Consider the following 21,296-nt stretch of genomic DNA (forward strand, 5'->3'; position numbering starts at 1 on the left):
GGAAAACGGATCATTTTGGCCTGATGGCTCCGAATCGCACCCGTTTTCCTGCGAAAACGCCGTGTCTCAACTTTGGTGAGACATTTGTCTCACGCTCAAAACCAAATCTGGAACGTGTGTCACCTGCCCTAATTGTGTCTCATTCCGTAACTTTAGGCTGATGCAAGGTCTGAGACCGCGAGAAGGGAGACGCGATGAGTAAGTACACGAGGGGTCTCTTGGCGGTGATACTGGCCGTAGTGTTGGTGTTGCCGGCTGCAGCATTTGCCATGCTGCCCGAGGCCAACGCCAGGTCCAGCACCGGAATGGACGGACCGACGGCGAGCAAAAAGATAGTCGACCCCGACACTACCGGCCGCTGGCAATACTGGGCGTCGGGCGGCGAGCAGGACCAGACGACACGTTATGTAGGCCGAATCTGGACGGACAAGACGGTCGAGCCCGCAGAGGACGAAAAGTCCGACTTTGTGACAACGCTCTCCACGATGTCTTCGACTTCTGACACAACGTCGCTGGTCACTAAACCGCTCGATATCGTGATGGTGCTTGATGCCTCCGGGTCGATGGATGAGAGCATGGGCGGCAACGATCAGACCAAACGCATCACCGCACTTAAGAACGCTGCCAGTTCCTTTATCGACGCCATTGCCGAGCAGAATGCAAAGATCGATGCTTCCAAGCAGCATCAGGTTGCCATCGTAAAGTTTGCGGGAAGTAGGGCTGATTGGGTCGGCAACGACACGTATTGGGAGTCGGGGTATAGGTACAACTACTCGCAGACCATGAAGAAGCTGACGCCCTGCACGGGCGATGACGCGACGAGCCTTAAGAGTACGGTCAACTCCATCAGTCCTAATGGCGCCACGCGCGCCGACTATGGCTTACAGCTGGCTGATGGGGTATTTTCGTCTGGTCGCGCCGACGCCAAGAAGATCGTTGTCTTCTTCGCTGATGGTTCACCTACGAGTTCTAGTGGATTCCAAGCAAGTGTTGCCGATAGCGCCGTCAAAAGCGCCAAGAGTCTCAAGAATAAAGGTGCCGACATTTATACGATCGGCATCTTTAATGGTGCGAATCCCGCTGCCGATCCTACGAACTACTGGACGAGCAACGAAAACAAGTTCATGCACGCCGTGTCGAGCAACTATCCAAACGCCACGTCCTACACAACCAATGAGCTTGGTAAGCGCACGGAGAATTCCGATTTCTACAAGGCTGCGTCGAACGCCGATGAGCTCAAGAAGGTGTTTGATGATATCTCGAGCTCTATCACCTCGGGCAAGGGCTCTCCCACTCAGATCGAGGATGGTTACGACGAGAGCAAGTCCGGCTACATCACCTTTAGTGATGAGCTGGGCGACTTTATGCAGGTCGATACGTTTGTCAGCGCTCAGATTAATGGCGTCCCCTTTGATGAAGTGACCAAGACAACCAAGGGCAATACGGACACGTACGAGTTTTCGGGCGTGGCCAAGGACCTGGTCATCACCGTCGAGCGCTCTGCCAATGCGCAGCAGGGCGATATCGTGACGGTCAAGATTCCCGCATCACTGATTCCGCTGATCCGCTATCACGTGGACATGGAAAACGGGATCTTTGAGCGCACGTCGCTCAATGACATCAAGCCTATTCAGATTAAATACACCTCGAGCGTCAAGGACGCCGCGCGTAACAACCTGTTTACGCCCGATGACGGACTCAAGAAGTATATCGAGAAACATAAGGGTGCCGACAACCAGACGGTCTACTTCCTGGCCAACAAGTGGTCGGGCGGCGAGCTGGGCGATGTTGTCGCCGAGTTTGAGCCCGCCGATACCAACAGCTACTATTACTTCCAAAAAATCACGCCTATCTACACGGACAAGGAATGCACCCAGCGCGCGACGGTAAAGCCGCAGGGCAACGACGTCTATTACTACAAGGACGAGTTTGTGGCGATGGGCGCAAACGGCAAGCCGAAGGACGACTATGCCGTTGTGGAGTTTGAGGGGCACGAGATCGCCAGCTACGACGGCGCTCTGGTCAAAGATGACGGCTATTGGTCCTTTAATAAGGGAACCGCGCGCTTGGCCTATATCGACCAGCTGCATACCACCAAGGACGATGTGGAGGCGAACGGCAACAAGACCGAGACCGCGCGCGACGTGCTTAACCCCAGGTGGAATGACCTTTCCTCTGTTGCGACTTCCACGCACGTGCATTCGCACCTGGGCAACAACGGCAAGATTATCTTTAGCCTTGCAACCAAGCCGACAACGGTTGATACCAAGACTGACTTTGGTCTGACCAAGGTGCTCGAGGGCCGCAAGTGGGCGGATACGGATGCGTTTGAGTTTGAGCTCTCCGCGACGTCCGACAACAATGCCCCGATGCCCGACCCCGCGACCGTAACTGTGACCAATGCCGATCTCGACAAGGGCAAGGCAGCCATTAACTTTGGCAAGATTACTTATGCCGAGCCGGGCGAGTACACCTATGAGGTCCGCGAGGTCAAGGGCGACGCCGGTGGCATTACCTACAGCAAGAACGTTGCCACGTTCAAGGTGACCGTGGCGGTTAATGCCACGGGTGGGCTTAAGGCTGACGTTGAAAAGATCTCGGGCGAGACCGAGTTCAAGAACACCTATAGCGTGAAGCCTGTCGAGGACCAGATCACCGCGACCAAGGTCCTGACCGGGCGCGACATGACTGAGGGCGAGTTCTCCTTCGAGCTCCTCGAGGGTAACAAGGTCGTCGCCAAGGGCACTAACGCTGCCGACGGCACGATTGCCATGGACAAGATCACTTACGACAAGCCCGGCACCCACACCTACACGCTGCGCGAGAAGCTCCCCAACGAGGCGGGGCTGAGCAACGGGATCACGTACGATAAGACGAACTACACCATCAAGACGAGCGTCATCGACAACGGCGACGGCACGCTTAAGGTGACCCATACGCTCGAGGGCCCCGAGACGGCGCGCTTTGAGAACAAGTACAACACTGCCCCGAATAAGTCCAGCGTCACCGACCAGATCACCGCGACCAAGACCCTGACCGGCCGCGACCTCAAGAAAGGCGAGTTCTCCTTCGAGCTCGTCGAGGGTAACGATGTCGTCGCCAGGGGCACCAATGCGGCCGACGGCAAGATCACGATGGACAAGATCACCTACACTGCGGCTGGCGAGCACACCTACATGCTGCGCGAGACCAAGGCCGGCACCACCGAAAACGGCATTACTTACAGCACCGCGGCCTACACCATCGTGACCACCGTCACCGATGATGGCAATGGCAAGCTCACGGTTAAGCATGAGCTGCAGGACGTCGAGAAGGCTATCTTCGAGAATGCTTACAGCGTTACTCCGAATAACTCCAGTGTCACCGATCAGATCACCGCGACCAAGGTTCTGGACGGACGCAACCTCAAGGCCGACGAGTTCTCCTTCGAGCTCGTCGAGGACGGCGAGGTCGTCGCCACCGGCGCTAACGACGCCGATGGCAAGATTACGATGGGCAAGATCTCCTACACCGCCGCCGGCAAGCACACCTATATCCTGCGCGAAGCCAAGGGCGCCGAAGGCAACGGCATTACCTACGACAGCACGACCTACACCATCGTGACTACCGTTACCGATGACGGCAATGGTAAGCTCACGGTCAAGCATGAGCTGCAGGGCGCCAACGAGGCGAAGTTCAACAACAGCTACAAGCCGAATCCTGACGAGTTCAGCGTCACCGACAAGATCGCCGCGACCAAGGTCCTGACCGGCCGCGACATGGCTGAGGGCGAGTTCTCCTTCGAGCTCGTCGAGGGCGGGGACAAGGACGCCAAGGTCGTCGCCACCGGCAAGAACGCCGCCGATGGCAAGATCACGATGAGCGCCGTGAAGTACGACAAGGCCGGAACGCACGCTTACACGCTGCGCGAGGTCAAGGGCGGAACCACCAGCAAGGGCATTACCTACAGTGACGCCAAGTTCGCCATCGAGACGACCATCACCGATAACGGCGACGGCACGCTCAGCGCCCAGCATGTTCTGAAGAATGCTGAGGCTGCGATCTTCAAGAACACCTACAGCGTGACCCCGCTCGAGACCGAGCTCGACTTTGGCCTGAGCAAGGCTATTGACGGTCGCGACTGGACGGATGGGGACGAGTTCAGCTTTACCATCACCGCCCCCGAAGGCACCCCGCTGCCCGATCCCGCAACCGTAACCGTGAGCAAGAGGGACGCGAAGGACGGCATCGCCGCCATCAAGTTCGGCAAGATCCACTACGCCGCTGCCGGAACCTATAAGTACGAGATTCGCGAGAACGCGGGCAGCACGGTCGGCATGACGTATGACGCGCATGTCGCAACCGCCGAAGTGACCGTGACCGAGGACAGCGATGGCACCCTGACCGCCAACGTCACTAAGAAGGAAAACGGACGCTTTACCAACACGTACCGCACTGAGCTCGATTACGCCGCGGCCGGCGGCCTCAAGCTCAGCAAGACCCTCTACGGACGCCCCATGACCGAGGGCCAGTTCACCTTTACCGTGACGCCCGCCGACGATGATTCGGCTAGCGCACTTGGCCTGCTGCCCGGGGCCAACAACTATGAGTCCCCCGCAACGATAGAGGGAACAGTCGGCCAGATTGACATTCTGGCGGGCCATGAGGTCAAATTTACGCAGGCTGATGCCGGCAAGACCTTTACATACACCGTTGCCGAGAAGAATGACGGCCAGCCGGGTTACACCTACGACGACGCTGTCCGCACCGTGACGATCGCCATCGCCGACGACACCGCCGGCACGCTCACCGCCACGACGACCGTCTCCGGCGGTTCCGAGGGCACGCTGGTGACCGAGTACAAGACCGGCGCGGCCGCGGTCGAGAGCGCCGTGGTCCCGTTCGTCAACAGCTATAGCGCTACGACCAACACGCCTGGTGGCACCGCTGCTCAGGTCGTTGCCGCCAAGACCCTGACCGGTCGCCCGATGGTTGACGGCGAGTTCTGGTTCGGTATCGCCTATCAGGGTGAGCTTGTGGGTTATGAAAATCTCAAGCCCAATATCGGTGGGCACGTGAGCTTTGATGCGCTGCACTACGACACCAAGATGCTTGCCGATCTTGAGTCTGCCGGGCTTGCCCATCGTACCGACAAGGACGGTAAGCTTGCTTGGACCATTAACTACACGGCCTACGAAGCTATACACGGGCTGCCGAACGGCGTTTCTGCTACAACGTGGTACTTTGGCTTTAAGGTTATCGTCGTCGATAACGGTGACGGTACCCTGACGGCAACGGTCGACTACGGTGGCATCGAGCCCTTGTTCGAGAACGTCTACGGCGCCGATGCCGTTGACGCCGCGCTTGCCGGCACCAAGAAGCTCCAGGCTGCCGAGGGCCTGACCCCGGCCGACATCACGGGTAAGTTTACCTTTACCGTGGCCGCCGATGAGGCGGGTGCCCCGATGCCCGAGCGCACGACCGCAACCAACGACGCGGCCGGCAACGTGGACTTTGGCAAGATCCACTTTACGCTCGAGGACCTCAACCGCGCCCTGGGCGTGACGGACGATGCGACCGATAAGGCCGAGGCAGACGAAGCTGACGAGGCTGAGGCCGACGAGGCAGAGGCTGAAGAGGCCGACGCCGACGCTGATGCCAACGCCGACGAGCCCAGCGACGAGTCCGAGCCCGCAGCCCCCACCGCCCCGCGCTCGCACACCTTTACCTACACGGTGACCGAGTCCGGTAGCGCCCCTGGCGTGATCAACGACGCCAACGCCACGCGCAAGGTTTCCTACACCGTGACCGATGACGGTGCTGGACATCTGATCGTCAAGCGCGACGGCGGCGACGGTGCGGCCTTCACGTTCACCAACACCTACAGCGTGACGCCTACCGATTCGTCCGTGACCGATCAGGTCAAGACGGTCAAGCGTCTGACCGGACGCGACCTTGCAGCTGGCGAGTTCACGTTTGAGCTGCTCGAGGACGGCGTGACTGTCGCTAGTGGCACCAACGACGTTAACGGTAACGTTACACTGAGCCCGATCCACTACGAGGCGCCCGGCACGCACACATACATGCTGCGCGAGGCTTGCCCCAACGCGCTCGGCCTGTACAAGGGCGTCACCTATGACGGTACGACCTACACCGTCGTGACCACCGTCTCCGACAATGGCGACGGCACGCTGACCGCGACGCACAAGCTCGAGGGAACCACCGAGTCGGCTGGCTTTACCAACAAGTATCACGCCATGCCCACGCAGGTCTCCATCGGCGCCATCAAGGTGCTCGAGGGACGCGAGCTCAAGAAGGACGAGTTTAGCTTTAAGCTCGTTGGCGAGGACATCGAGTCCACCGTCACCAACGATGCCGACGGCAAGATCAACTTCGACAAGTTCGAGTACGACGAGCCTGGTACGTACGTCTACACCATCAGCGAGGTCAAAGGCGACGAGGCCGGTATGACCTATGACAAGTCCGTCTTTACCGCGACCGTCAACGTGGTCGACGACGGCGAGGGCAACCTCAAGGCGAACGTCGCCTTTACCAAGGGCGACAAGAGCGTCGAGGGTATCGTGTTCAACAACACGTACAAGAAGCCCGAGACGCCCGTGCCGACGCCCGATCCCGGCATGCCCAAGACCGTGACGAACATCGTCAAGACGGTCAAGGGTTTCCTGCCCACCACGGGTGACCAGCAGGCCGCTGCACTGCTCATGGCATTTGTTATTGCCATGGCCGGCGTCGGAGCCCTGGTCTGGGGTATCCGTAAGCGCTAGGCACGCTGGCAGCGCCCGGGGCCAAAAGGCCCCGGGCGGCCGGCGGGGAGCCAGAACATAGCCCCACCCCCCACCCCCAGCCGCCACGGAGACGTCTCCCTTCTCCGTGGCGGCACTTTTGTGCGCAGGGGAGGAAGGGCCGCCACGAAATCGGCCCATCTACTACGTTTATCCCCTTACCCCCAACCATGCCAAAAAACGCGAAAACAAAACCGCAGGTAGAACGCCTGCGGTTTTCTGGAAAACAGGGGTATGGTCGGGGGTATCGAGTCAAACGTAGTAGATGGGCCGATTTCGTGGTTGGCGCCGCCAAATGATCCCCCGGGGACGGAGGAAAACGGATCATTTTTGGCCCCACGCGGCTGGTGGGTGCGTTCGCGCAGGACCGTTCAAACAAAACTATGCCGTTTTCGGGGCTAAACTCAGGACTCCCATCCATACCCGCGTTTTCTGCAAAATGACGGCTCGTCTACCTGCGGTTTTATTTTCACGAATATCGGCATGGTTGGGGACTCGTGACTCAGCCCCGGAAACCGGCATAGTTTTGAAATGGCATTAAATCGGTGGCAGCCATTTTGCTATGCCGGAGCGGTTGATCGTCGGGCAACTACCCTCGCAGGTAGGCGATGGCGATCTGCGTGCGGTTGCGCAGGCCCATCTTTGCCAGGATCGAGCTGATGTGGTTGCGTACGGTGCCTTCGCCCATATAGGCGGTGGCGGCAATCTCCTTGTTGTCGAGGCCGCGGGCGATGAGCTCGGCGACTTCGAACTCGCGGTCGGTTAGGCTGGCGAAGGCCGCGGGCCGGCGGGTCGTGCCGGCATCGACGCCCGTCCCATCAAAGTTGATATCTTCGATCGCCTTACCCTCGAGCACGCGTTTGCCGTCCATGACTTGCGCCAACGCCGGAGGAATGACGGCGACATCGGTTTTAATCAGGTAGCCGCGGGCGCCCAGTTTGAGCGCCGACACAATGTACTCGTCATCCGAGAATGTCGTCAGAAACACCACGCGCGCCGAAGGGTCGCGCTCAAGGATTTCGCGCGCCGCCGAAAGGCCGTCGCGCCCCGGCATCTGAATGTCGAGCAGCGCGATATCGGGCGCGTGCTCGGCGTAGAGTGCCACCGCGTCGTTGCCGTCGGCTCCGGTGCCCACCACTTCGATCTGCGGCTGGGCGCCCAGGATAATCTTGAGCGAATCGACTACCAAGCGGTCGTCGTCGACAACTATGAGCCTCATCGGGCGTCATCTCCTTGCTGTTTGGGGACGGTGGCAAACACGCGCCAGCCGGGGGCGCCGGCGCGCAGGCCGGCGGTGAAGGTTCCGCCAAGCGCCTCGACGCGCTCGCGCATGGAGACGAGCCCCATGCCTTCTGCGACGTTGCTGCTGCTCGCCGGGGTCGCGTCTGCGCCATCATCGGTAACGATGAGCTGGTAAAACGACGGATGCTCCATGCACCGCACGGTAATGGTTTTGGCATGGGCGTGGCGCATGGCGTTGGAAAGCGCCTCGCGCAGCACCGCCGCAAAGCAGTTGGCGACGTTGGCGGGCGCATGCTCGGTCAAAACCTCAAGCTCAATCTGCGGACCGCTGTCCGAGCGTGCGCCTTCAACGATGCGTTCGAGCTGCACGGAGAGGTTGGTTGCATTGTCGTTGAGCGCGTGGACGCTGGCGCGCACGAGCTGGAGCGCCTCGTCAACGGTGTATTTGACGTCGGCGAAATCGGCGGCAACGCCGGGCTCGTTGGCATGGACCACGCGCAGGGCTTCGGTTTGAAGCGAAGCGCGCGTGAGCTGGTGGCCCACGTTATCGTGGATTTCGCGCGCGATGCGGGCGCGTTCGGCGAGCGTCGCGAGCTCGACTTCGTAGTCCTGGCGGTCGGCGAGGTCGCGGTTGCGTGCCTCGAGTGCCAGGGCGCGTTCTTGCAGCTTGTCGCGGGTGCGACGCATGCGTTCCTGTTCGCGCTCCAGCTGCGCGGTGCGCAGCGACAGCAACGTGGCGGCGACCGAAAGGATGGCGGTCAGCAGGAGCGTTCGGGCGGTGAGCGCGTCGGTGCGAAGGTCCGCGACGAGCGCAAAGACAAAGGTGGCGCCAATGCCCAGCGCGGCCCAGGCGTGCTCACGGCGCGCCCGCCGCGCGATGTCATAGAGGGCGAGAGGCGCAAACGGCACAAACGGCGGCACGAAAACGGCCGCGATGATGTAAGCGCAGCTCGCGGTCTCGCTCGCGCGCCGGGCGCTTTTCCCCTGCGCGAGCTCAGCCAGCGAGGTGGCAATAACGCCAAGGCAAAACGCCGCGACCAGGCGAGCATCCACAGCAAGGCCCGTGGCGGCTGCGATGCAGCACGCCAGCACGATCGATTTGTCGAATAGCCTGTTCATACGGGTATTGTACGCGATGCCGCGCACGGGGGAGGCGCCACTCAGAGCAAGCGTGACATTCCTCCCACGCGGCGGGGCGGTCGCGTCAGCAGGCCACGCGCCCAAGCCCCGCACTCGTGACAAAGCTCACTGGCGCGCGCCGGCGGTTCCTGCGATGATGCAATCGTACCGGGCCGCAATCAACGGAAGGGCCGCCTCATGACAGACATCGTCCACGTCGAAAACCTCGTCAAGCGCTACGACGATCTTATCGCGCTCGACCACTTTAACCTGAGCATCGCCCCCGGCGAGATCTTTGGCCTGCTGGGTCCCAACGGCTCGGGCAAGACCACGTCCATCAACTGTATCCTGCAGCTGCTTGCCTACGACAAGGGCACCATCGAGCTGTTCGGCGAGCCCATGACACCCGCCCGCTACGACCTCAAGCGCCGCATAGGCGTGGTGCCGCAGCAGGTGGCGGTATTCGACGAGCTCACGGTGCGCGAGAACATCGACTATTTTTGCAGCCTCTACGTCAGCGACCGCAAGCGCCGCCGCGCGCTCGTGGACGAGGCGATCGACTTTGTCGGCCTGGGCGACTTTACCAAGTTCCGCCCCGGCAAGCTCTCGGGTGGCCTGGCGCGCCGCCTCAACATTGCCTGCGGCATCGCACACAAGCCCGAGCTCATCTTTTTTGACGAGCCCACGGTGGCGGTCGACCCGCAGAGCCGCAACGCCATCCTGGAGGGCATCTGCCGCCTGCGCGACGAGGGCGCCACGGTGGTGTATACCAGCCATTACATGGAGGAAGTCGAGCAGATCTGCAGCCGCATCATGATCATGGACGGCGGGCGCGTGCTGGCACAGGGCACCAACGACGAGCTCAAGCGCATGATCCAGATGGGCGAGCGCGTGACTGTCGAGGTCGGCGCCGTCGAGCCCGCCACGGTCGAGCGGCTGCGCGCCCTCGAGCACGTGCTCAGCGTTGAGCTTTCCGGCGGCGAGCTCGTCTGCACCTGCGAGGCGAGCCCGCACAACCTGGTGGACATCCTCGACACGCTGCGCGCCGCCGACGTGGCACTCGGCCGCGTGTGGAGCGAGCCACCGACCCTCAACGACGTGTTCCTCGAGATCACCGGCCGCGAGCTGCGCGACTAGGGGGCGGCCATGTTCAACACCATCATCACCACGCTCAAGACGCTATTGCGTCGACCGAGTACATGGGTCTGGGGCGCGATCTTTCCCATTGCGCTTTCAACGATGTTCATGTTTATGTTTGCGAACCTCAGCTCCGACGGCAAGATCGACCCGGTGCCGGTAGCCGTTGTCGCTGACGAAGCCTGGGGCGCTTCGTCCTTTAAGGACGTGGCGACCTCGCTTGCCGAGGAGGGCGACGATCAACTGCTCGATGTGAGCGAGTACGAAGACTTGGCTGCCGCGCGCAAAGCGCTCAAGTCCGGCGAGGTCGCGGGCATCTATACGGTCGACGCTGCGGGCACGCCCAAACTCACGCTGCTCTCGAGCTATGACGGCTCGCGCGCCTCGTCGGTGCTCACCGATCGCAGCATCCTGGAGACGGTGGCGAGCTCGTATACGCAAAATGCCGAGCTCATGTCCCAGATTGCCAAGGACAACCCGGCGGCGCTCGCCGACCCCGAGGCGGTTGCGCGCGCCCTGTCGCTTAAGGGCGGCACCCGCCGCGTGAGCCTTACGCGCACCACGCCCGACGGAACGACCGTCTACTATTACGCGCTCTTTGGCCTGGTCGCGATGATGTCTGCCGAGTTTGCCGCGTTGAGCGTCGTCGACCTGCAGCCCAATCTGTCCGGCCTTGGTGCACGTCGCTGCGTGGGCGGCCTTTCCAAGACGGCCTCGCTGGCCGGCATCTTTGTCGGCTCGTGGCTGGTTTCCTTTGCCTCGATGGCGATCGCGATCGGCTACGTGCGCCTGGTGGTCGGCATCGACTTTGGCGGGCGCGAGGGGCTGTGCCTGGTGGGCGGCGCCGTATCCGCGCTTGCCGCCACGGGCCTGGGGCTCTTTGTGGGGACGCTCCCCGTTAAGGGCGGCAAGGCGTCCAAATCGGGCATCCTCACGGGCTTTGCTACCACGTGCGCCCTGTTCGCCGGCCTCTACGGCGAGCCGGCGATGGCGCTTGCCGACGACGTCGCCCGCGCCTGCCCGGCCGAGTGCTGGTTCAACCCCGTCAAGCTCATCTGTGACATGTTCAACCGCCTGTATTTCTTTGAGGACCTGGGCCCCTTTGCCGTTCGCGCCGGCGCGCTCGTCCTGATGGCCCTGGTGTTTGTCGCCGCCGCTACGCTGATCTTTGGAAGGAGCCGCTATGAGCACCTTTAAGACTGCGCTTCGCATGGCGCTCGCGCACCCGTTCTACCTGCTCATCTATACGGTGTTCATTTCGCTCATGGGCGTGTTCATCGCGGCCTCGGTGAGCTGGAACTCGTCGCAGCTTACCGAGTACAAGCCCTACGACACCAACGTGATCGTGGTCGACCGCGACGACAGCGATCTTTCGCGGGCGCTTACCAAGCACCTGGGTTCGCGCTTTGACCTGGTCACGGGCGTCGGCGACGACACGTACGACCTTGCGGACGCGCTCTCCAAGAGCAACAGCGCCAAGGGCAGCGCCGATTGCGTGTTCTTTATCCCGGAGGGGTTCGAGGACGATCTTGTTGCAGCCGCCCGTGCGGGGGAGGCCCTGCCAAAGCTCGATGTGACCTACGGTGCCGGCACCATGGCGGCAGCGCTTTCGTCTGCCGAGGCCTCGCGCTGGATCTCGCTCGCGGGCGCTGCGGCGGCGCTTGAGCCCGCTGCCTCCAACGGTGACGTCGCAAGGGCCGCCGAGCACGCGGCCGCAAAGCGCGCCGAGGTCCAGATCGAGCAGGTCAAGGTCGACTCGACTGCTGCTGCCACGCTCGAGTCGTACTTTAACTTTGGTGCGTACGCGATCATCTCGTCGGTCATCGTGTCGGTGGGATTGGTGTTCTCGGGCATGAACGAGCCCGAGCGCGTGCGCCGCATGGAGGCCAGCCCGGTCTCCGGGCGTCAGCGCTCGCTTGCCGTGTTTGCGGCCGCCGCCGTGATGACCGTCTGCATCTGGTTTGTGTCGAGCATGATGGGCGTCGTGGGCTTTGCCGGAGCGGTTGCCGAGGTTGGCGTGGATCGCGTGTGCCTAGCGCTGGCGGCAACGTTTGCCCTGGCGTGCACGCCGCTGGCCGTTGGCTTTACGCTGTCGAGCTTGGGCGCGCGCGAGGAGCTGCTCAACGGCGTGGGCAACTTACTCGGCATGCTCATGACGTTTTTGGGCGGCGCCTGGATGCCGCTGTCGCTCATGGGTTCGGCCGTGCAGACCGCGGCGCATTTTGTGCCGACATATTGGGTGAACGACGCGATTGGCAAGGCACTTGCCTCGGACCTGATGCCTGCCGTGCTGGGCGACATCGCCTGCGACCTGGGCGTCACCGTGCTCTTTGCCGCCGCCATCGCCGCCGTAGGCCTAGCCCTCGCCCACAACAAATCCCGTGCCTAGCCACGGCCCGGCACTCCGGGACGCTCCTTGCCACCTAGTCATTGGGGACGTTCTTAAACGACTAGCCATGGGGGACAGTCTTTGCCGATTCGCCGGCTCGCCGACCGGGCTGGCAAGGACTGTCCCAATATGCCGGCCTTTGGGGACGTTCCTTTCCTGCCGGCAGTTAGGGACAGTCCCCAAGTGTCGGGTGGCGAAAGAGTGTCCCTAGCTGTGTTCATTTAAGTACGTCCCCAAACGACTAGTCTTGAAACAAATCCCCACTCTCGCCCAAAAATAGTTCGCCCCGGTTTACTATTACCCTATAAAAGTAGCAACAGGCTAACAATGGGGGATACCATGGCAACGCAGAAAGCCTACGTCCAGGTTAAGGATCTCAAAAAGCACTACGGCGATGGAGATGCACGCCTGACGGTGCTCGACGGCATCAACACGTCTATCAACCGCGGCGAGATCTGCGTCATGCTGGGGCCCTCCGGCTCGGGCAAGTCGACCTTTCTCAACCTGATCGGCGGCCTGGAGGATGCCGACGGCGGCTCTATCATGGTGGACGGCTGCGACCTCACCGTGCTCAAGCCTATCGACTTGGGCGAATACCGACGCCGTGAGCTGGGCTTTGTCTTCCAGTTCTACAACCTGGTGCCCGATCTCACCATCAAGGAGAACATCGAGGTCACAGCACACCTGTCCAAAAACCCGCTCAATGTCGACGATCTTCTGCGCTCGCTGGGCCTCTACGAACATCGCAACAAGTTCCCGCGTCAGGTCTCGGGCGGCCAGCAGCAGCGCTGCGCCATCGGCCGCGCACTCGTCAAAAATCCGGGCCTGCTGCTGTGCGACGAGCCCACGGGCGCGCTTGACTACAAGACGTCCAAGGAAATCTTGCAGCTCATGGAGGATGTCAACCGCACCTACGGCTGCACCATCATCATTGTCACCCACAATGCCGCCATCGCGCGCATGGCCAATCGCGTGCTGCGCCTGCGCGACGGGCGCATCGTCGAGGATGAGCTCAACGAGTCGCCCGTTGCGGCCGCCGAGCTCGATTGGTAGGCGGCGCCATGACACCTCTCGCAAAACGTCTCCCGCGCGAGCTGCGCCGCAATATCGGCAAGTACCTGGGCATCTTTTTGCTTATGTGCGGAAGCATCGCTCTCACCTCGGGCTTTTTGCTCGCGGCGCATTCCATCGGCTGCCTTATCGACGACATGCGCGATGCGTACACGATCGAGGACGGCCGCGTGACCACTTCTTTCGAGGCCACCGACGAACAGCTCAAGGCTGCCGAAGACGCGGCTGAGGACGTCGGCGGCGCTACGTTCTACAAGAATTTCTCCATCGACGCCATCATCAAAAAGGCGGCTGGCGACGACGGCACCAAGCGCACCATGCGCACCTACGCGCATCGCACCAAGGTTGACATTGCGTCCTACTGCGAAGGCAGGCAGCCCAAGACGGACGATGAGGTGGCAATCGACCGTGTCTTTGCTACCAACAACGACCTCGCCGTGGGTGATAAGGTCGAGCTCGAGGGGCGCACCTACACCATCTGCGGCATCATGACGCAGCCCGATAGCCAGGCGCTGTTCCTCAACAATTCGGATTTTACGGTGAACACCATTACCTATGGCGTCGCCGAGGTCAGCGATGCCGGTTTTGCCGCGCTCGAGGACGCCGGTGGCGCGCCCGCCTACACCTACTCCTTTACCTTTAACGACCGCGACCTCTCCACCGCCGAGCGCACCGATGCCGAGCAGGATATGGTCGAGGCACTGGTGGATGCCGATGCGCGCGTCGACGATCTTATCGACGCCGATTCCAACCAGGGTATTGGCTACGCGCGCGACGACGTGGACGGCGACTCCATGATGTGGATGACGTTGCTCGACATTATCATCGTGATCATGGCGTTTGTCTTTGTGGTGCTCACCGACGCCACCATCGAGGAGGAGAGCGCCATCATTGGCACACTGCTCGCCAGCGGCTATCGCCGCCGCGAGATCGTGCTGCACTACCTGGCACTTCCCGCCATCGTGGGCGTGGTCGCGGCGCTTTTGGGCACCGCGCTCGGCGTCGCGTTCTTTACCGAGCCCATGCGCGGCCTCTATTACGGTTCGTACAGCCTGCCTCCCTTCCAGGTGTACTGGAGCTGGGAGATTTTTGTGAAGTGCGCCGTGGTTCCCGCTGCCGCGCTCATCCTCATCACGCTGGTGGGCCTGCTTCGCAAGATGGGCAAGACGCCGTTGCAGTTCCTTCGTCACGAGGCGAGCGGCAAATCGGGCACCAAGCGCGGCCTGCAGCCGCCGGAGCGCATGGGCTTTGTCTCGCGCTTTCGCCTGCGCATCTTCCTGCGCAACCTGGGCAACTTCGCCACGCTCTTCGTGGGCATTGCGTTTGCCTCGCTGCTGCTGCTCTTTGGCCTGGCGATTCTGCCCACGATGACGCATTACGCCGACAACCTCGAGACAAGCCTGGTCGCCGAGCACCAGTACACGCTCAAGGCTCCGCTAGAGCTTGAGGGTACTGCCGAGGAGCGCGGGCAGTGGGCGGCGCTCGAGCGCTTGCAGTCGGTGGATGGTGCGCTGCTCTCCGCCGCTCAGGATGCCAGCGACGAGCTCGATGACGCGGCCGATGCGGCGCAGGCGGCAGCCGATGCCGCGACCAGCGTTCCGTCTGCCGAGACCCTGGCCGCGGCGCAGGACGCGCTCGCCAAGGTCCAGGACAAGAAAGATGCGCTTTATGCGCGCCTCGATGACCTTGCCGATGCCCTCGGCTGCAACCGCGACGAGGCTATCGACCTGATCGACAAGGCCTCTAAGATCGACACTGACAACGACGATATCCACCCGGTCAATTCGACCGACAACGGCGCGGGCGCAATCGCGCAGGCCGAGAAATATGCCGTCTACCAGCTGCAATACGACCGCGGCGATGGTAATGGCGAGGAGACGATTTCCGTCTACGGCATCTCGCCCGATTCGCGCTACTGGAAGGGCCTCAACATCGGCGACGGACACGTCGTCTTTGGCGGCGGCCTGCTCGACAAGTTTGGCTGGAGCGAGGGCCAGAAGGTCGAGCTTCGCGACAAGTACGAGGCTCGGGATTATTCCCTTGAGTACGCGGGCAAGGGCTGCTCCTGGGGCTCAAAGTCGGACATGAATATCTATATGAGCATCGATGACTTTAACGAGCTGTTCGACAACGATGCCGCCTACTTCAACGGCTATGTGAGCAACGAGAAGCTCGACCTCGACGCGCGCTACTTTGCCGGCGACACCACGCCCGACGACATGCGCGCCGTGGGCGACCAGTTTATCGGCATGATGAGCAAAATGATCGGCATGATGGTCGGGCTCGCGGTGTTTATCTTCCTGCTGTTTATGTACCTGCTGACCAAGGCGGTGATCGACCACAGCGCCCGTTCGATCAGCTACATGAAAGTCTTTGGCTATCGCGATAGCGAGATCTCGCATCTGTACATCCGCTCGATCACGCTGTGCGTGGCGGTGTCACTCGTGCTGAGCCTGCCGGTCATTATTGGCTCGCTCACGGCCATCTTCCGCTCGATGCTGCTCGCCTACAACGGCAATATCGAGATCTACGTGCCCGCTTGGTCCATGGCTGCATGCGTCGGCATTGGCTTTGCGACCTACCTGGTCGTGGCGCTGCTGCACACGCGCTCTATCAAGCGCGTCAGCCTAGCCGAGGCCCTCAAGGTGCAAGAGTAGTCATCGGGGACGTTCTTAAATGACTGGTCATCGGGGACAGTCTTTGACGATTCGCCGGCTCGCTGGCCGGGCTGGCAAGGACTGTCTCTGGCGGTACTCATTTAAGTCTGTCCCCAATGAGTGCCTAACGACTCGGTGTTGCGCTTGACTTCGACCCTACTTCAACGGGTACCATCCTCTTATGTCTGTAACGCCATATAGACCGAGGGGATAGATATATGACCGCAACTGCACCCGCAGCACCGGCAAAGGTGTACTTCACCAACCTGCGCACGCATGCTCGCGAGAGCCAGCTCGACAAACTCAAGCGCCTCATTCGCCGCGCCGGTATCGAGCAGATCGACTTCGAGAACAAGTTTGTCGCCATCAAGATTCACTTTGGCGAGCTGGGCAACCTGAGCTTTTTGCGCCCCAACTACGCCCGCGCCGTCGCGGATGTCGTGAAGGAGCTGGGCGGCAAGCCCTTCCTTACCGACTGCAACACGCTCTATGTGGGTAGCCGCAAAAATGCGCTCGAGCACATCGACACCGCCTACCAGAATGGCTTTACCCCGTATGCCACGGGTTGCCAGATCATCATCGCTGACGGCCTCAAGGGTACCGACGAGGCGCTCGTCCCGGTCGAGGGCGGTGAGTACGTGCGCGAGGCAAAGATCGGTCAGGCGCTCATGGATGCCGATATCGTGATCAGCCTCACGCACTTTAAGGGCCATGAGCAGGCCGGTTTTGGCGGCGCCATGAAGAACCTGGGCATGGGCGGCGGCAGCCGTGCCGGCAAGATGGAGCAGCACGCCGCTGGCAAGCCGAGCGTCGCGACCGAGCACTGCGTTGGCTGCCGTGCCTGCGAAAAGATCTGCGCGCACAACGCCATCTCGTTCGATGGCACCCGCGAGCGCGAGCTTGCGAGCGGCAAGACCGTCGAGGTGCACGTGGCCGCCATCGACCACGACCGCTGCCTGGGCTGCGGCCGCTGCATCGGCGTGTGCAACCAGGATGCCATCAATCCCGACTATGACGCCGCCGCCGACGTGCTCAACTGCAAGATCGCCGAGTACACCAAGGCTATCGTCGACGGCCGCCCGAGCTTTCATATCTCGCTCGCCATGGACATCAGCCCCAACTGCGATTGCCATGCCGAGAACGACACGCCCATCGTCAACGACATTGGCATGTTTGCGAGCTTCGATCCGGTCGCCATCGACCAGGCCTGCGCCGACGCCGTCCTGGCATCCGAGCCGTTGCCTAACACCGTGCTCACCGACAGCGCGGCCAAGATGGAGCATAACCACGAGCATTTGGAGGGCGAGCAGGCCAAGGATCCCTTCTGCATCACGCATCCCGACACCGACTGGCGCGCGTGCATCGCGCATGCCGAGAAGATCGGCCTGGGCACGAGCGAGTACGAGCTCATCGAGGTCAAATAGCGCCTAGCTATTGGACATATCAAGCGCTTTTGTAGCGCAACGTTAGTAAAAACCGCCCGTGAGCACAGCGCCCACGGGCGGCTTTTTGGAAGTGCTAGGGGCCAGATAGACCAGTAAACCGTACTATTTGCTTAAAAATTCTTGTCGAGGAAGTCGTCGACCGTGTTCCAGTAGAGCTCGGGGTCAACTTGCGCGCTCTTGGCGTGGGTGGCGCCGTGGATAGTGAGCTTCTGTTTAACCTTGCTGGCGCACGCGTCGTAGTTTTGGTCGAGCATGCTGTACGGTACAAAGGTGTCTTGGTCACCGTGGATAAAAAGCATGGGAACTGTTGCACGTTTGAGTTGATCCACGCTGCTTGCCTTATGGAAGTCGTAGCCCGCGCGCACGTTGCACACCAAGTTTGCTACATCGAGCAAGGGAAAGCTGGGCAGGCCGAACACGTCCTTGAGCTGCAGAGAAAACTCGTCCCAGACGCTCGTGTAGCCGCAGTCCTCGATAATGCATTTCACATTTGCGGGCAGAGATTCCCCCGCGACGTTCATAGCGGTTGCCGCACCCATCGACTCACCAAAGACCAGGATGCGTGCCTCGGGGTCGGCCTGAACGATTCGCCCGATCCATGCGACGACGTCGAGCCGCTCGGGCCAGCCCATGCCGATATAGTCGCCGCCGGAGCGCTCGTGGGCGCGGGCGGCGGGTGCGAGCACGTTCATGCCGCGGTCGTGGAAGCGCTTGACGTATCGGGCCATGCCGACGGGCTCGTTGGTATATCCATGCAGGCAGACGGCGTAATCGTGGGTGTTCTCCGAGGCGGCGAAATACCAAGCGGCGAGCTCGGTTCCGTCATCTGCGGTGAGGCTGCTGCTCTTGCGGTTTTCCTTAAACCATGCCCGCGCCTCGGTGTCCTCGGCATCCGGCTGCTCATCTTTTTTGTTGTCTTTGCTGTCCTGCATCATCTTCATGGTGTAGGGCGCTTGGGGATTCAGGGCAAAGTCGAACAAGAAGTTGCCGGCAAACCCCAACAGCGCGACAACGAGCACCAGCGCAACGACGCCGGCTATCTTGAGCTTTCGATGGGAACGTGCGTTTTGAGACATAAGAAGCTTTCCTATAAGATGTTAATACATCAACATTTAATGCAAGCGCATTATGGACGTTCACCGTTGATGCGTCAACAGGCAAAGAATGGGTAAACAAAGGGTCACGTATGGTGCAAATTTCGCACGCACCCAGACGCTTTGATATAGTGTTGAGAACTCTTTACGTTGGAGGATGTAACCGGCATGTCCGATTCGAGCGACAGTTCTAAGCCGCGACCCAAGACCGCGGCCGTTCCACACTACACGGTGGGTGAGGAGATCATGAACTCCGTCACCCATGGTGTCGGCTGCCTGCTGGGTATCGCGGGCCTGGTGCTCCTGATCGTATTCGCTGCCCTGCGCGGCGGAGGCCCGGCCCACATGGCCGCGGCGATTGTCTATGGCGTCAGTATCATCCTCGAATACTTGGCCTCCACGCTCTATCACGCGATTCAGCCCGCGCGCGCCAAGCGCGTGTTTCGTATCATCGACCACAGCTGCATCTACCTGCTTATTGCCGGCAGCTATACGCCGTTTTGCCTCATCACGCTCGCAAACGACGGCGGCCCTATGCTGTTCTTTGCTGTGTGGGCCATCGCCATCGTCGGGATTGCCCTCGAGTGCTTTTTGCGCGAGCGTCAACCGCACTGGGTAAGTGGCCTGGTCTACCTGCTGATGGGCTGGCTCGTTGTCTTTAAGCTGCCCGCGCTTGTGGCACTGCTGAACCCCGTCGCGCTTGCCCTGCTCGCCGTCGGCGGCGTGTGCTATACCGTGGGCGTGCCGTTCTATATCGCCAAAAACGTGCGCTATCTGCACAGTGTTTTCCACTTGTGGGTACTCGCCGGCAGTATCTTCCAGTTCATGGCGGTGATCCTCTTCGTAATCTAGCGATCGCGTCTGTGCCCGCGGGCCCATCCGAGCGGCCGCCGGGCGCAACTGCCCTATCCGTCACCTACGCTTACTACCTAACGTCCCGAATCTTGGAGGTTCGAGAAACTCCCGATGGACATAACCATCTCCCTTATCACCACCCTCGTTTTGACCCTCATCAACGGCTACTTCTCTATGTCCGAGATGGCGCTCACCACGGCCAAGCGCGCCGTGTTGGAGCACGATGCCGAGGAGGGCGACAAGCGCGCCGAGCGTGCCATTAAGCTGGCTGCTGACTCCGACCAGCTGCTTGCCACCATCCAGGTCGCCATCACGCTCGTGGGCTTCGCCTCGTCCGCCGTCGCCTCGACGAGCCTGTCCGACCCGCTCGCCACGTGGCTCATGAGCTTTGGCATCGCGCCGCTCTCCGCCATCGCGCGCGGCCTGGCGCCGGTCATCATCACCGTCGCGGTCGCCTTCGTATCCATCGTGATCGGCGAGCTCGTCCCCAAGCGCATCGGCCTGGCCAATGCCGAGGGCGTGTCCAAGCAGGTCGTGGGCCCGCTTTCCGTGTTCCAGAAGATCGCCCGTCCGCTCGTGTGGCTGACTGGCGCTTGCTCCGATGGCCTGGCCCGCATCCTGTGCATCAAGAGTGCCGACGACCGTCAGAACGTCTCGGAAGAAGAGATCAAGTACATGGTCTCGGAGCAGGACGACCTGCTCGACGAGGAAAAGCGTATGATCCACGAGATCTTCGATCTGGGCGACACCGTTGCCCGCGAGGTCATGGTGCCGCGCGTGGACACCACCATGTGCGAGGACGACGAGACGGTCGCCGACGTGTTGTCCACCATGCGCCAGACCGGCTTCAGCCGCATCCCCGTCTATCACGAGGATCCCGACAACGTCGCGGGCATCGCGCACATCAAGGACCTGATTCAGCCCGCGCTCGACGGCAAGGGCGACCAGCCCATCGCCGGCTTTTTGCGCGACGCCACCTTTGTGCCCGACACCAAGGACATCCTGCCGCTGCTGTCCGAGATGCAGACCTCGCACGACCAGATCGTGGTGGTCGTGGACGAGTACGGCGGCACGGCCGGCATCATCACCATCGAGGACATCGTCGAGGAGATCGTCGGCGAGATCGAGGACGAGTTCGACCCCGACAACAAGTATCTCACGCGCCTTTCGCGCCGCGAGTGGCTCGTTGATGGGCGTTTTTCGTGCGATGACGCGATTGAGCTTGGTTGGCCGCTCGAGGAAAGCGATGATTATGAGACCATCGCCGGCTGGATTTTGGAGCTTTGTGACTCGGTGCCCGACATCGGAGAGGTGTTTGAGGTCGCGGGGTACAAGTTTAAAGTGCAGTCGATGCGTGGCCAGCGCATCTCGCTCATTCGCGTGATCGCTCCGGCCGAAACCGATAAGAAGGATTCCGAGTCTTCGGTAGACGAGCCGACGACGTCGGGTGCGGGTTCCGCGAATCCGCACGACGGCGACGAGTAGGACAAGGAAGAGTAGGGGAG

General features: G+C 61.2%; 12 protein-coding genes. 9 read left to right on the top strand and 3 right to left on the bottom strand.

The window, feature by feature from the left end; translation table 11 throughout:
* The first annotated feature begins 194 nt into the window (after window positions 1–194).
* On the top strand, window positions 195–6,764 hold the full coding sequence (locus tag DXB86_RS01320; protein ID WP_117735873.1) for a Spy0128 family protein: 6,570 nt from the start codon (window positions 195–197) through the stop codon (window positions 6,762–6,764).
* A gap of 607 nt (window positions 6,765–7,371) precedes the next feature.
* Here DXB86_RS01320 and DXB86_RS01325 read toward each other — a convergent pair.
* Together DXB86_RS01325 and DXB86_RS01330 are read right to left on the bottom strand one after the other, a co-directional pair.
* Window positions 7,372–8,001, bottom strand: a complete 630-nt coding sequence (locus DXB86_RS01325; RefSeq protein WP_117564064.1) for a response regulator transcription factor — start codon at window positions 7,999–8,001, stop codon at window positions 7,372–7,374.
* Window positions 7,998–9,143 carry a sensor histidine kinase gene (locus tag DXB86_RS01330; RefSeq protein ID WP_147330807.1) on the bottom strand — a complete coding sequence of 382 codons (1,146 nt, stop codon included), beginning with the start codon at window positions 9,141–9,143 and terminating at the stop codon, window positions 7,998–8,000. The genes DXB86_RS01325 and DXB86_RS01330 overlap by 4 nt, the downstream gene beginning before the upstream one ends.
* 198 nt (window positions 9,144–9,341) lie before the next feature.
* On the opposite strand from DXB86_RS01330, the gene DXB86_RS01335 reads away from it, so the two are divergent.
* The 6 genes from DXB86_RS01335 (at window position 9,342) to DXB86_RS01360 (ending at window position 17,821) form a co-directional block, all read left to right on the top strand.
* Window positions 9,342–10,280 (top strand): ABC transporter ATP-binding protein, encoded by a 939-nt coding sequence (locus tag DXB86_RS01335; protein ID WP_117735875.1) that lies wholly within the window; start codon window positions 9,342–9,344, stop codon window positions 10,278–10,280.
* A gap of 9 nt (window positions 10,281–10,289) precedes the next feature.
* A complete protein-coding gene (locus DXB86_RS01340; protein ID WP_117735876.1) occupies window positions 10,290–11,477 on the top strand; it encodes an ABC transporter permease in 1,188 nt (395 codons plus the stop codon).
* Window positions 11,464–12,669, top strand: coding sequence for an ABC transporter permease (locus tag DXB86_RS01345; RefSeq protein WP_117735877.1), 1,206 nt, complete (start codon window positions 11,464–11,466; stop codon window positions 12,667–12,669). Before DXB86_RS01340 ends, DXB86_RS01345 begins: the two co-directional genes overlap by 14 nt.
* Window positions 12,670–13,008: 339 nt before the next feature.
* A complete protein-coding gene (locus tag DXB86_RS01350) occupies window positions 13,009–13,722 on the top strand; it encodes an ABC transporter ATP-binding protein (RefSeq protein ID WP_117735878.1) in 714 nt (237 codons plus the stop codon).
* A gap of 8 nt (window positions 13,723–13,730) precedes the next feature.
* Window positions 13,731–16,397, top strand: coding sequence for an ABC transporter permease (locus tag DXB86_RS01355; RefSeq protein WP_117735879.1), 2,667 nt, complete (start codon window positions 13,731–13,733; stop codon window positions 16,395–16,397).
* Window positions 16,398–16,615: 218 nt separating this feature from the next.
* Window positions 16,616–17,821 carry a DUF362 domain-containing protein gene (locus DXB86_RS01360; protein ID WP_117735880.1) on the top strand — a complete coding sequence of 402 codons (1,206 nt, stop codon included), beginning with the start codon at window positions 16,616–16,618 and terminating at the stop codon, window positions 17,819–17,821.
* 131 nt (window positions 17,822–17,952) lie between these two features.
* On the opposite strand, the gene DXB86_RS01365 is transcribed toward DXB86_RS01360, so the two are convergent.
* Window positions 17,953–18,918: an alpha/beta hydrolase gene (locus DXB86_RS01365; RefSeq protein WP_117735881.1), complete on the bottom strand. Its 966-nt coding sequence runs from the start codon at window positions 18,916–18,918 to the stop codon at window positions 17,953–17,955.
* Window positions 18,919–19,104: 186 nt separating this feature from the next.
* Here DXB86_RS01365 and DXB86_RS01370 point away from each other — a divergent pair, with 186 nt between their 5' ends.
* Together DXB86_RS01370 and DXB86_RS01375 are read left to right on the top strand one after the other, a co-directional pair.
* Entirely contained in the window at window positions 19,105–19,788 is a 684-nt protein-coding gene (locus DXB86_RS01370; RefSeq protein ID WP_199409686.1) for a hemolysin III family protein, read from the top strand.
* 114 nt (window positions 19,789–19,902) lie between these two features.
* On the top strand, window positions 19,903–21,276 hold the full coding sequence (locus tag DXB86_RS01375) for a hemolysin family protein (RefSeq protein WP_117735882.1): 1,374 nt from the start codon (window positions 19,903–19,905) through the stop codon (window positions 21,274–21,276).
* Window positions 21,277–21,296 lie beyond the last annotated feature (20 nt).

Origin of the sequence: Collinsella sp. OM06-18AC (genome assembly GCF_003438785.1) — a bacterium.
Lineage (GTDB): Bacteria > Actinomycetota > Coriobacteriia > Coriobacteriales > Coriobacteriaceae > Collinsella.

Bases quoted from the DNA above. Each gene is read 5' to 3' on its own strand.
- DXB86_RS01320 (WP_117735873.1), top strand. From the start codon at position 195: ATGAGTAAGTACACGAGGGGTCTCTTGGCGGTGATACTGGCCGTAGTG.
- DXB86_RS01325 (WP_117564064.1), bottom strand. From the start codon at position 8,001: ATGAGGCTCATAGTTGTCGACGACGACCGCTTGGTAGTCGATTCGCTC.
- DXB86_RS01330 (WP_147330807.1), bottom strand. From the start codon at position 9,143: ATGAACAGGCTATTCGACAAATCGATCGTGCTGGCGTGCTGCATCGCA.
- DXB86_RS01335 (WP_117735875.1), top strand. From the start codon at position 9,342: ATGACAGACATCGTCCACGTCGAAAACCTCGTCAAGCGCTACGACGAT.
- DXB86_RS01340 (WP_117735876.1), top strand. From the start codon at position 10,290: ATGTTCAACACCATCATCACCACGCTCAAGACGCTATTGCGTCGACCG.
- DXB86_RS01345 (WP_117735877.1), top strand. From the start codon at position 11,464: ATGAGCACCTTTAAGACTGCGCTTCGCATGGCGCTCGCGCACCCGTTC.
- DXB86_RS01350 (WP_117735878.1), top strand. From the start codon at position 13,009: ATGGCAACGCAGAAAGCCTACGTCCAGGTTAAGGATCTCAAAAAGCAC.
- DXB86_RS01355 (WP_117735879.1), top strand. From the start codon at position 13,731: ATGACACCTCTCGCAAAACGTCTCCCGCGCGAGCTGCGCCGCAATATC.
- DXB86_RS01360 (WP_117735880.1), top strand. From the start codon at position 16,616: ATGACCGCAACTGCACCCGCAGCACCGGCAAAGGTGTACTTCACCAAC.
- DXB86_RS01365 (WP_117735881.1), bottom strand. From the start codon at position 18,918: ATGTCTCAAAACGCACGTTCCCATCGAAAGCTCAAGATAGCCGGCGTC.
- DXB86_RS01370 (WP_199409686.1), top strand. From the start codon at position 19,105: ATGTCCGATTCGAGCGACAGTTCTAAGCCGCGACCCAAGACCGCGGCC.
- DXB86_RS01375 (WP_117735882.1), top strand. From the start codon at position 19,903: ATGGACATAACCATCTCCCTTATCACCACCCTCGTTTTGACCCTCATC.